Annotated in this window: 9 protein-coding genes; all 9 read left to right on the top strand. The window is 46.7% G+C overall.

Translation table 11 applies throughout. From position 1 onward, the window contains the following. Nucleotides 1-70: 70 nt before the first annotated feature. The 9 genes from LF822_RS16685 (at nt 71) to dgoD (ending at nt 12,619) form a co-directional block, all read left to right on the top strand. A complete protein-coding gene (locus LF822_RS16685; protein ID WP_253925217.1) occupies nt 71-997 on the top strand; it encodes a carbohydrate ABC transporter permease in 927 nt (308 codons plus the stop codon). Continuing rightward, nucleotides 994-1,821, top strand: coding sequence for a carbohydrate ABC transporter permease (locus LF822_RS16680; RefSeq protein ID WP_253925216.1), 828 nt, complete (start codon nt 994-996; stop codon nt 1,819-1,821). The genes LF822_RS16685 and LF822_RS16680 overlap by 4 nt, the downstream gene beginning before the upstream one ends. Nucleotides 1,822-1,840: 19 nt before the next feature. Continuing rightward, entirely contained in the window at nt 1,841-4,945 is a 3,105-nt protein-coding gene (gene lacZ / locus LF822_RS16675) for a beta-galactosidase, LacZ type (protein ID WP_253925215.1), read from the top strand. A gap of 194 nt (nt 4,946-5,139) precedes the next feature. Next, the gene (locus LF822_RS16670) at nt 5,140-7,209 is read left to right on the top strand and encodes a beta-galactosidase (protein ID WP_253925463.1); all 2,070 of its coding nucleotides are present in this window, start codon (nt 5,140-5,142) and stop codon (nt 7,207-7,209) included. After that, nucleotides 7,209-8,957 (top strand): glycoside hydrolase family 35 protein, encoded by a 1,749-nt coding sequence (locus LF822_RS16665; protein ID WP_253925213.1) that lies wholly within the window; start codon nt 7,209-7,211, stop codon nt 8,955-8,957. Before LF822_RS16670 ends, LF822_RS16665 begins: the two co-directional genes overlap by 1 nt. A 149-nt stretch (nt 8,958-9,106) precedes the next feature. Next, nucleotides 9,107-9,850: an IclR family transcriptional regulator gene (locus LF822_RS16660; protein ID WP_253925211.1), complete on the top strand. Its 744-nt coding sequence runs from the start codon at nt 9,107-9,109 to the stop codon at nt 9,848-9,850. A gap of 14 nt (nt 9,851-9,864) precedes the next feature. Beyond that, the gene (locus tag LF822_RS16655; protein ID WP_253925209.1) at nt 9,865-10,818 is read left to right on the top strand and encodes a sugar kinase; all 954 of its coding nucleotides are present in this window, start codon (nt 9,865-9,867) and stop codon (nt 10,816-10,818) included. Nucleotides 10,819-10,830: 12 nt separating this feature from the next. Then, a complete protein-coding gene (locus tag LF822_RS16650; protein ID WP_253925208.1) occupies nt 10,831-11,484 on the top strand; it encodes a bifunctional 4-hydroxy-2-oxoglutarate aldolase/2-dehydro-3-deoxy-phosphogluconate aldolase in 654 nt (217 codons plus the stop codon). Then, complete coding sequence (dgoD, locus tag LF822_RS16645) at nt 11,471-12,619, top strand: galactonate dehydratase (RefSeq protein ID WP_253925207.1); 1,149 nt, start codon at nt 11,471-11,473, stop codon at nt 12,617-12,619. The genes LF822_RS16650 and dgoD overlap by 14 nt, the downstream gene beginning before the upstream one ends. Nucleotides 12,620-12,633: the final 14 nt, after the last annotated feature.

The raw sequence follows: 12,633 nt of genomic DNA, 5'->3' as shown, positions 1-12,633 counted from the left end.
GTCAGTACTTTCAAAGAATCCCTTTCTTTCAAACCTGGGCATGTCTTATTGCGTAAGGAGGAGTCGAAAAATGAGTAAAGTAGTAAACAGAGCAGGATCCCCGTACCTCGAACGCAACAAATCGTTCGGCCGCTGGTACAGGAAGAATTATATTGGATGGTTGTTTATCCTGCTGGCTGTTGCAGGTATTTCGTTGTTTTACTTTTATCCAATGGGGAGAGCCTTACTTCTCTCTTTTCAGTCTGGAATGGGATCGAACCTTGAATACGTTGGATTAAATAACTATATTCGATTATTTAGTGACCCGACTTTTATTGCTGCACTGACGAATACATTTATTTATCTGCTCATTCAAGTTCCTATAATGATTCTTCTGGCCTTATTCTTTTCTGTACTTTTGAACGATGCGACCTTGAAATTTAAAGGTTTTTTCCGGACAGCTATCTTTTTACCATGTGTCACTTCACTGGTAGCATATGCGGTTATCTTTAAGTACCTATTTGGGGTCGACGGCCTGATCAACCAGTTTCTTATGGATCTGTCGCTGATTTCACAGCCGCTCAATTGGCTGTCGGACCCTGTATTGGCGAAAATCACAATCATTGCGGCGATTACGTGGAGGTGGACGGGCTACAACATGATCTTCTACTTATCTGCCCTGCAGAATATCGATCGTTCCATGTATGAAGCTGCCAGGATTGATGGAGCGACCTCTTTTCAGCAGTTCTTCTACATTACGGTGCCGATGCTGAAGCCGATTATTTTATTTACTTCAATCATTTCCACGATTGGAACGCTGCAGATCTTTGATGAAATTATGAATATTACGAATGGCGGACCTGGGAATGCGACGCTGTCTATTTCCATGTACATTTATAACCTTTCGTTTGAATACAGCCCTGATTTTGGCTATGCCGCTACTGTATCTTACGTCATTGTTATTCTAGTCGTTATATTATCGCTCATTCAGTTTAAAGTGGCAGGTGATGACAAGTGAGAAAGTTAAAAAGAATTGGTGTGTATACCTTCTTAAGTATTGCTGCGCTGGTATCTATTTTTCCATTCTTGTGGATGCTCGTCAGTATGACCAATAAATCTGTGGATGTAACGCAGGGCCGGCTGCTGCCGGGAGGACATTTATTCGAAAATGTAAGAGTTTTGTTCGAGTCTGTCAGTATGGTGACGGCATTAGTCAATTCGACTATTATTGCTGTCATTACTACCTTTTTAACGCTGTTAATTGGTTCTCTTGCGGGGTATGGATTTGAAATCTACCGGACCCCGGGCAGGGACAGGATCTTTAATATTCTTCTGTTGTCAATGATGATTCCGTTTGCAGCCATTATGGTTCCTCTCTATCGTATGTTTGGCGGGGTGTCTGCAAGTATTCCATTCCTGGGGATTGATACACTGGCTGCAGCTATTCTGCCTACAGTAATTACGGCGTTTTTTATCTTTTTCTTCCGTCAGAATACGAAGATGTTTGCGAAGGAATTGGTGGAGGCAGGCAGAATTGACGGCTTAAGTGAGCTGGGGATCTTTTTCCGTATTTACTTGCCGACGATGAAGACAGCGTATGCAGCTGCGGCGATTATTGCTTTCATGAACAGCTGGAATAACTATTTATGGCCGCTGGTCGTGCTGCAGTCCCCGGAAAATCAAACGATTCCATTATTGATCTCGAATCTTGGGGCTGGGTATTCGCCTGATTATGGAGTCATCATGACGGCCATTGTCATCGCGACGCTGCCAACGGCACTTGTGTTCTTCATCATGCAGAGGCATTTCGTTGCAGGTATGATGGGATCGGTAAAAGGATAACTTGAGGAGGTTGAAAACAATGTCAGTGAATGATTGGGAAAATATTCAAGTATTGCAGAGAAACCGGAGGAAGAAGCGGGCTCACTTTATTCCGTTTGCCGACAAAGCAAGTGCGTTAACGTTCGAGCGCGGGAAGTCGCCCTCTTTTAAACTATTAAATGGATTATGGAAGTTTCAATACGCCGGCAATCCAGATCTGGCTCCGGAACAATTTTACAAAGAAGACTTTGACACAGGGGAATGGGACGAGCTGTATGTCCCTTCCTCCTGGCAGATGCATGGTTATGGCAGCCCGGCTTATACGAATGTTGTCTATCCCTTTCCAGTCGATCCGCCGTTCGTTCCTACTCAGAATCCCACAGGTTCTTACGTTCGTGATTTCTGGGTGACGGAGGAGGGGCTCGATCAACAAGTAACCCTGCGCTTTGAAGGGGTGGACAGTGCTTTTTACGTCTGGGTAAACGGCGAGCGCGTCGGCTACAGCCAGGGAAGCCGGATCCCCTCTGAATTTGATCTTTCTTCCTATCTAAAGGAAGGAAAAAACCGGCTGGCCGTCCAGGTGTACCAATGGTCGGACGGCTCTTACATTGAAGATCAGGATATGTGGTGGCTGAGTGGGATTTTTCGTGATGTATATTTACTGGCGGTCCCTAAGGTGCATGTGGAGGATTACTTTGTAAAAACAAGTTTTGATGACAACTATGAGCATGGCACGCTGCGTGTTGAGACTGTTGTTGAAAACAGCAGCGATGACGATGTTTCTCATTATACACTTGAGTATCATTTACAGGATGCGGATGGGCAGGATGTGATAAATGAACGTGAACCTGTTTCCGTTGCTGCCAAAAGCACGAAAACGGTGGTCCGCGATTTTTCCATTCCGAATCCAGGTAAATGGTCGGCGGAAGATCCTTATTTGTATAAGCTGCTGCTTTCATTAAAAAAAGGGAAAGCTGCCGAAGTAATTCCAGTCAATGTCGGCTTTCGTACCGTGGAGCTGAAGGATGGCTTGTTCTTAGTGAACGGCAAGGCGATTAAGCTGAAGGGTGTCAACCGCCATGATCACCACCCCGACTTCGGCCGGGCTGTGCCTTTTGAGTGGATGGAAGAAGACGTCAAGCTGATGAAGCAGTACAATATTAACGCTGTACGGACGGCTCATTACCCGAATGATCCAAGGTTTTATGACTTATGTGACCAGTACGGCTTGTATGTTATTGATGAAGCAGATCTGGAAACGCACGGTTTTGAGGTGATCGGCAATTGGGATCAGCTCAGTGACGACCCTGATTGGGAAGACGCTTATCTCGACCGGATGAAGCGGATGGTCGCAAGGGATAAAAATCATCCTTCCATCATCATGTGGTCGCTTGGAAACGAATCCGGCTTTGGAAGAAACCACGTAGCGATGGCAGACTGGGCGAAGGATTATGATGATACGAGGCTCATTCATTATGAAGGAGAGTGCCGGGCGATCACGAGATCTGAAAGCACCTATGACCCTCAAAGGGATCCGGAAGCTTCGGATGTGTTTACGACGATGTACACAGCTGTCGAAGTTATGGATGCTTTAGGAGCGCGGAATGATTTAGGCAAGCCGCACATTTTGTGTGAATATGCACATGCGATGGGGAACGGTCCGGGAGGGTTGAAGGAATATTGGGAGACATTTTATCAATACGACCGGCTTCAAGGCGGTTTTGTCTGGGAGTGGCTCGACCATGGAATCCGCCGGGTAACTGAAGACGGGGAGGAATACTTTGCGTACGGAGGGGACTTCGGTGAAGCTGTGCACGATTCCAACTTTGTCATTGATGGGCTGGTTATGTCTGACCATACGCCTTCTCCGGCCCTTAAAGAATACAAAAAAGTAATTGAGCCTGTGGTTATAGAATCGATTAATTTGGAAAAAGGCAAAGTGAAGATAATGAATCGTTATGATTTTGTTTCACTGGAACATCTGCACGCGTCGTGGACCGTTACTACAGGGGAAGAAGTTGTCGCGGGCGGCACTATCTTATGTGATGGAATAGAGTCGGGATCAAGTGACCAGGTGACATTGCCTTATAACATTGGCCAGTATCATGGAGCGGCAGAAGACTATTGGTTAAACGTTGAATTCACGCTTGCCTGCGATACAGCCTGGGCAGAAACTGGACATCTGGTGGCCTGGGCTCAGTACGAACTCCCAGTTCAAAAGGCGAAGCCTCTAGAGTTCGGCTTTTCCCGCCAGCCTTTAGCAGTGGAAGAGTCAAAGCACGAATTGACCGTTCAAGGGGAGGATTTTATTGTCCGCTTCAATAAAGTATTCGGAAACTTGAGTGAATGGAAACATCAGGGGATTGATTTAATCAAAACAGGCCCCGTTTTGAATTTATGGCGTGCCCCTATAGATAATGATCTGTGGGCCCAGGCTCATTGGAAGGATACCCCGTCCATTACAGAATGGAAGAAGCATGGTCTTCATAGATTGCAGCAGCGAATCCATTCCGTCAGCTGTCACAGTCAAGGGGAACATCAAGCGGAAGTTATAGTGTCCGCCCGTGTCGCTCCGCCTATTTTAAATTGGGGCTTATCTATGACTTATACGTATACGATTGATTCTAGAGGGAGGGTTGGTATTGATGTACAGGGCGAGCCGTATGGAGAACTGCCGCGAACCTTTCCACGCCTTGGGCTTAAGATGGAAGTGCCGTCGATGCTGAATCGAGTGAAATGGTATGGCCGAGGTCCGGGGGAGTCGTACGTCGACAGCAAACTGGCGAACCGATTTGGCGTCTGGAAGAAAAAAGCGGAAGAATTCTATACTCCCTATGTCTATCCGCAGGAAAACGGCAATCGGCACGACGTTCGCTGGGCTGAGGTGACGAGCGGGAAGGGAGTCGGGATTACTTTTGTGGCTAAGCCTGCGTTTAATTTTAACTGCCAGTACTACACAATCGAAAACCTGGAAAAAGCGCAGCATACACATGGTTTAGTCAAACAGGATTTCCTGACCATTTTAATTGATCACAAGCATCATGGTCTTGGCTCGGCTAGCTGTGGTCCGGATGTGCTTGAGAAGTACCGGTTAAACAGCGGGGCGTTTCAGTTCGGGCTGGACATGAAGCCAGCCTTTCATTAATCCGGCAAAAAAAGACATAGATACTGCATCGAGACTACCTGCTCCTTATCCTGCCACGAGGACAGGTAGTTTTATTTTTGAAAAAGGAAGGAGTCCGTTACCCGGGGTTGGAGAAAGTGAGCGCGTTACCTCACTATCCATCGTATTTTCAACAGGATAAACAGAATCACTTTATAAGAAAGAAAGGTGAGAATATGAAAGAAAAATACAATCCAGTCAGCGCAAAAATTCCAAAAATGCTCCATGGAGCGGACTACAACCCGGAACAATGGGAGAGATACCCGGGGATATTGGAAGAAGATATCAGATTAATGAAACAAGCGAAATGTAACGTGATGTCCGTCGGAATATTTTCCTGGGGAAAGCTTGAACCTGAGGAAGGCGTATTTCACTTCGAGTGGCTGGACCGGGTTCTCGATCAATTAGCCGAGAATGGAATTTACGCTTTTTTAGCTACGCCGAGCGGTGCGCGGCCAGCCTGGATGTCCGAAAAGTATGAAGAAGTACTTCGAGTCAGCGATAACCGGGTGAGAAATATGCACGGACTCAGGCATAACCATTGTTATACTTCTCCGGTTTACCGTGAAAAAGTCACTATCATGAACCGTAAACTGGCTGAACGATATTCTGAGCATCCGGCCGTCATTGGCTGGCACATTTCTAATGAATTCGGCGGGGAGTGTCATTGTGATCTTTGTCAGGAGGCGTTCCGTCATTGGCTGAGTGAAAAGTATAACACGCTTGATGAGTTGAATCATAGCTGGTGGACGACGTTCTGGAGTCATACATATACTTCGTGGTCTCAGATTGAGTCTCCGGCTCCTCACGGTGAAACGATGGTCCATGGCTTAAACCTGGACTGGAAGCGATTTGTGACTGATCAGACGCTTGATTTCTATGAGCACGAGGTCAAGCCGTTAAAAACCAAAAACCCGGACTTACCTGTGACTACCAACTTTATGGAGGCCTTTGAAGGGTTGAATTACTCTAAGTTTGCGGAAGCCCTCGACTTTGTCTGCTGGGATTCCTATCCGACGTGGCACGACCTGGAGGGAGATATTCAGCAGGCAGCCTGGGTAGCGATGAATCATGACATGTTCCGTTCAATTAAAGACGGGCAGCCATTTTTATTAATGGAAAGCACACCAAGTCTGACAAACTGGCAGCCGATCAGCAAACTGAAGCGCCCGGGTATGCATTTGCTGTCTTCGATGCAGGCAGTGGCCCATGGTTCAGATTCGGTTCAATATTTTCAATGGCGGAAGAGCCGGGGTTCGAGCGAGAAGTTCCATGGCGCAGTAGTGGATCACTCCGGAAGTGAGCATACCCGAGTATTTCAGGATGTTACCGAAGTTGGTGAGACACTGGATCAGTTGGATGATGTAGTCGGAACGAGGGTGGAGGCTGAAGTCGCCATCATCTTTGACACCGAAACCCGCTGGGCCGTCAAGGATGCTCAAGGACCGAGGAACAAAGGCGTCAATTATGAAAAAACTGTTGCCGCTCACTACGAGGCATTTTGGAAACAAGGGGCTGCTGTCGATGTCATTGATATGGACAAGAATATATCCGGCTATAAATTAGTTGTGGCGCCGATGCTGTATATGGTCAGACCGGGAGTTGGTGAGAGGATTGAGGAGTTTGTGAAGCAGGGGGGGACGTTTGTGGCAACCTACTGGTCGGGGATCGTGAATGAAAATGATTTAGCTTTTCTTAGCGGCTTCCCTGGTCCTCTTCGAAACACTCTTGGTATCTGGGCGGAGGAAATTGATGGGCTATATGACGGCCAGACGAATGGAGTAACAATCGGCACAAATAGCTTAGGACTCAGCGGCGAATATACGGCTTATGAATTATGTGATTTAATCCATTTAGATGGAGCCGAGGCCCTGGCTTACTACAAAGATGACTTTTATGCCGGACGTCCTGCTCTAACAGTTAATCAACTGGGGAAGGGTAAAGCTTACTATATCGCCTCCCGTAACATACAGCCGTTTCAACATGACTTTTACGAAGCCCTTATTGAAGAGGCTGGGATTAGAAAAACGATACCAGGTACGCTGCCGGACGGGATATCGGCGCAGCAGAGGACGGACGGCAAGTACGACTGTATTTTCCTGATGAACTTTGGGGATGCTGAACAAACTGTAGAGCTGTACGGTGAGGTATTCTCACATTTGATAGACGGGAGACCAGTCCAGGGGAACGTAAACCTGCCTCCTTTTGGCCTCTCCATTTTAAAAAGGGAAAAAGGTGGTCAATAATGCTGCAGGCAAATAGCGGACAATTTTATTTAGATCAGGAACCATTTCAAATTCTCTCAGGCGCTATGCATTACTTCCGCACGGTACCTGAACACTGGGAAGACCGACTGCAGAAGCTCAAAGCGTTAGGGTTAAATACAGTAGAAACGTATATCGCCTGGAATGTACATGAACCGAAAAAGGGAAATTTTCATTTTTCTGGTCTTGCCGATATCGAGCAGTTCATTCAGCTTGCACAAGAGCTGGGATTGTATGTCATCATCCGCCCTTCGCCTTATATTTGTGCGGAGTGGGAAATGGGCGGTCTGCCCTCCTGGCTGCTGAAGGAACATTCGGTAGTGCTGCGCAGCAGTGACTCTCGTTTCTTAACGCACGTGGAAGAATATTATAATGTCCTGCTTCCTAAGTTCCGCCCTTATCTCTTTCAAAATGGCGGTCCCATAATAGCAATGCAGATAGAAAATGAATACGGTGCTTATGGAGATGATCAACGCTACTTGGAGTTTTTTAAACATCAGTATGAAAAACATGGAATGGATACGTTTCTGTTTACTTCAGATGGTCCTGAATTCATAGCTCAAGGCTCTCTTCCTGACGTCACTACGACGTTAAACTTCGGCTCTAAGGTAGAGGCAGCTTTTGACCAATTAGAGAAAATGAAACCGGGTTCGCCTAAGATGGCAGCTGAGTTCTGGATCGGCTGGTTTGACTATTGGACGGGGGAGCACCATACAAGAGAAGCAGAAGATGCAGCTGAAGTTTTTAAAGAGCTGATGGAGAAGAAGAGCTCAGTTAATTTCTATATGTTCCACGGGGGGACTAATTTTGGTTTCATGAATGGCGCGAACCATTATGATCTCTATTACCCTACGATTACAAGCTATGACTATGATAGTTTACTGACGGAAAATGGAGAAATTACCGAGAAATACCGTGCAGTTAAACGAATATTAGGCAACTATGCAGAAGTTCCTGATGATTACGTTAGTACGATTTCAGCAAAAAGCTACGGCACGATATCAATGCTGGAGTCCATCAGTTTGTTTGATACGATCCATCAAATCAGCCGCCGTGTGGAAAATATTACACCCCTTTCCATGGAAGCGATCGATCAGTCGTATGGCTATACGCTTTATCGTACGACAGTCAACAGGCAGGGAGATTTAAGTATGGGAATCGATGAGGTTCATGACCGTGCTTACGTTTATATTAATGGAAAATATGATACTACTATTTATAAAAACGATTCAGAACGGAAGGTTGTACTGACTTTTCCAAACGAAAGCAATACGCTCGAAATTTTGGTAGAAAACATGGGGAGGGCGAATTATGGAGAGCACCTCTCTGACAGGAAAGGAATCACGAGCAACATATGGCTGGGAGAGCAGTACTTTTTTCATTGGGAAATGTTTGCGGTTGAATTAGATGTCCTTCCCGACAGCTATGGTGGAGAAGGAGGTTCAAGGTATCCTAAGTTTTTCAGAGGAACCTTCGACGCAGACGGATTACACGACACATTTATTGATAGTACCGGCTTTACGAAGGGAAATATATTTATTAATGGGTTTAATTTAGGAAGGTATTGGAATCCAGCCGGTCCGCAGCAGAGGCTTTATCTTCCTGGTCCTTTATTAAGAGAAAAGGATAATGAGTTGGTTATTCTGGAGTTAGAGCAGACCTGCACTGATGAAGTCCAGCTGCTTAAGCACCATAAACTCGATAAAGAAAATAACGCTTCAATAATATAGCAGCAGAAGGCAGTTCCTGGAATTAATGAGGAATTGCTTTTTTTCTTGCTGTTTTCTATTGATGAAAGCGTTTTATTATGATAGTGTTATGGGCAGTTATTCATATATAAGAATTATATTTACATATGTGAATTAAGGAGGGGTGCGGGATGTCGGTTAAATCAGCTGGCCGTGTGATAGATATTATGAATTTATTAAAGGATTACCCGGGCGGCCTCCCTTTGAAGGAAATAGCTGCTAAGCTTTCACTGCCGCAGAGCAGTACGTTTCATTTAATACAGACGATGCATAGCAGACAGGTGTTAACGGTGACGGAACGAAAGCAGTACAAGCTCGGACCGAAGTTAATTCAAATCGGCACGAGGGCCTTAGAGACGCTCGATGTCAATACAGAGGCTCAGCCCTTACTTCGGGAGTTAATGGAAAAGGTGGAAGAAACCATCTTTATGGCTGTATTGATGGAGAAGGAACTCGTATACGTGGCCAAAGTAGATAACTACCGATCAGTGCGGACGAGTGCTCAAATTGGAATGAGAAAGCCGCTGTATTGTACAGGCCTTGGCAAGGCATTTCTTGCATTTTTGCCGGAGGCTGTAAGTGATAATATACTGTCATCTATTGATATGGAAGCGATCACGAATAATACGATTACAGATCCTGAGGTGTTAAAGGCTCAGTTTCCACAATTTCGAGCACAGGGATATGCGATTGATGATGAAGAGAATGAAAACGGCTTATTCTGCCTGGCTGCTCCGATCTACAATGCAGCCGGTGAAATGATTGCGGCAGTGAGTGTGGCCGGTCCGAAGAGCAGGGTATCTCCGAGGCATCCGTTCATAGCAGAAGAACTGCAGCACACAGCGAAGGTCATTTCACAACGTAATGGATACTAGAAAGGAAGGGTAATGTGGATGTAATCACACTAGGGGAGACGATGGTCTTGTTCACCTCAAAATCATCAGGGCTTATGCGCTACACGGGTGATTTTTCTACGAAAATTGCCGGAGCCGAGTCAAATGTCGCGATTGCTTTATCAAGGCTTGGCCATAAGTCAGGCTGGGTCAGCCGGCTGGGAGATGATGAATTTGGAGAAAAGGTACTTGCCTTTATACGTGGCGAAGGAGTGGATGTCAGCCGGGTTACCTTAGACGATGAAGCTGACACGGGGATTTTTTTTAAAGAAAGACTGTCACCTGATGAAATCAGAGTGAAATACTACCGGCGGCATTCGGCTGCGAGCCGTATGAGGCCTGAAGACATAGATGAGGAATACATTGCCGGGGCGAATTATTTACATGTCACGGGCATTACCCCGGCACTTAGTGACAGCTGTTATGAAACCGTTTTAAAAGCGGTGGATTGCGCGAAACTAAATGGAGTGCCGGTGATTTTTGATCCGAATCTGCGCCGTAAATTATGGACAGAAGAGCAGGCGCGCGAAGTATTGCTTAAGCTCTCTGGTCTCGCAGACATTGTGCTGCCGGGAATCGATGAGGCTGAATTCCTATTTGGCCGTTCAAGCCATGAGGAATTAGCCCGGCAATTTGTTGGAAATGGAGCCGCTGCTGTTGTGATGAAGCTTGGGAAAAAGGGGGCTTATGTATACTCTGAGCAGACTTCAGGTTACGTCGAAGGATTTCCTGTGAACCAAGTGGTAGATCCTGTCGGAGCCGGGGATGGATTCGCTGCCGGCTGTATCTCGGGTCTGCTTGATGGATTAGAACTAAAGGAAGCCGCCAGACGCGGGAACGCTGTTGGGGCAATGGTGACGATGGTTGATGGCGATGTTGAAGGGCTGCCGGACAAGAAGAGGCTTACTGACTTTCAAAACCAGGTCAGTAAAGAAGATGTAGACCGATAGGAGGGAGCTTGTATGGAAAACACTTTTCAGAAAATGATGAATCATAAACTGGTTGCCGTCGTTCGTGGGGCGGCAGGCGAAGATGTTGTGACGATCGCCCGGGCACTGCATGAAGGCGGGGTTCACATTATGGAAATTACTGCGGATACTCCGGAATGCAATGATTTAATTAGGCGGGTGAGCGGGGAATTCGGTGAGGAAATGGTGGTTGGTGCGGGGACGGTGCTCGACCCGGAAACGGCGAAAGCAGCAATTTCGGCTGGAGCCGACTTTATTTTTTCCCCAACCGTCGATAGAGAAACCATCCGAATTACGAAGCGGTATGGGGTAGTCAGTATTCCGGGTGCAATGACTCCGACAGAAATTCTAACCGCTTATGAACATGGAGCCGACTTGATTAAAGTCTTTCCGGCGGGGGTTATGGGACCGGGCTATATGAAGGATATCCACGGACCGCTTCCCCATATCCCGTTAATGCCGACCGGCGGTGTCAATTTGTCGAACGTCAGGGAGTATTTTGAAAAAGGCGCGGTTGCCGCCGGTCTAGGGAGCGCCCTTGTGAATACGAACCAAAAGATAGATGACGAGGCACTGAAGAATATAACAAAGAGCGCTCAACAATTCGCAGCAGCGATAAAGGATGTGGAAACCTATGAAAATTACTGATTTTAAACTCTATCAAGTGCCGCCGCGCTGGCTGTTCTTAAAAATTGAAACAGATGAAGGAATCAGCGGCTGGGGAGAGCCTGTGGTTGAAGGGCGTTCTCATACCGTGGAGGCCTGTGTTACGGAACTGATGGATTATTTGATAGGCAGGGATCCCCGCCAAATTGAAGATCACTTTCAAGTTCTGTACCGGGGCGGGTTCTATCGCGGCGGCCCCATTCTGATGAGTGCTATTTCCGGGATTGAGCAAGCCCTTTGGGATATAAAAGGCAAGTATCACGATATGCCTGTTTATGAAATGCTGGGAGGTGCTGTACGTGATAATATCCAGGTGTATTCCTGGATTGGAGGGGACCGGCCGGGTGATGTCGGCACCGCTGCTAAAGAAAAAGCAGATGCCGGCTTTACAGCGATCAAAATGAACGGAACCGAAGAGATGAATTACATTGACAGCTATACAAAAGTAGACGCGGCGGTCGAGCGGGTGGCGGCGATCCGCGAGGCGGCAGGGAATGATTTTGGAATTGGGATTGATTTTCACGGACGCGTTCACAAAGGAATGGCAAAAATTCTTGTAAAGGAATTGGAGCCTTATCGTCCAATGTTTATCGAAGAGCCCGTCCTCGTAGAGAACCTTGAAGCTTTTAAGGAAATCGCCAAACATACGACGACGCCTATTGCGACAGGAGAACGAAATTATACGCGCTGGGGATTTAAACAGATGCTGATGGATGGAGTAGTGGATATTGTCCAGCCGGATCTATCACACGCCGGCGGTATCTTAGAGACTAAGAAAATTGCTTCGATGGCCGAGGCGTTTGATGTAGCGGTGGCCCCTCATGCCCCGCTGGGCCCGATCAACCTGGCCGCTTCCCTGCAGGTCGATGCATGTACACCGAACTGCATCATTCAGGAACAAAGCCTGGGCATCCATTACAATAAAGGCAGTGATCTTTTGGATTACCTTGTGGATCCGGAAGTGTTCCGCTATCAATCTGGAGCTGTCACTATGCCTGTCGGGTCCGGTCTCGGAATTGAAATTAATGAAGAACGCGTGAAAGAAGCTTCCAAAGAAGCACATCAATGGAAGAATCCAATCTGGCGTAATGCCGATGGCACAGTCGCCGAATGGTAGAGATTATAAACTGC

Source organism: Halobacillus sp. A5 (genome assembly GCF_024189315.1).
In the GTDB taxonomy this organism is placed as follows: domain Bacteria; phylum Bacillota; class Bacilli; order Bacillales; family Halobacillaceae; genus Halobacillus_A.
The sequence above is the reverse complement of the archived record's forward strand: the minus strand, read 5'-3'. Positions and strand labels throughout refer to the sequence as shown.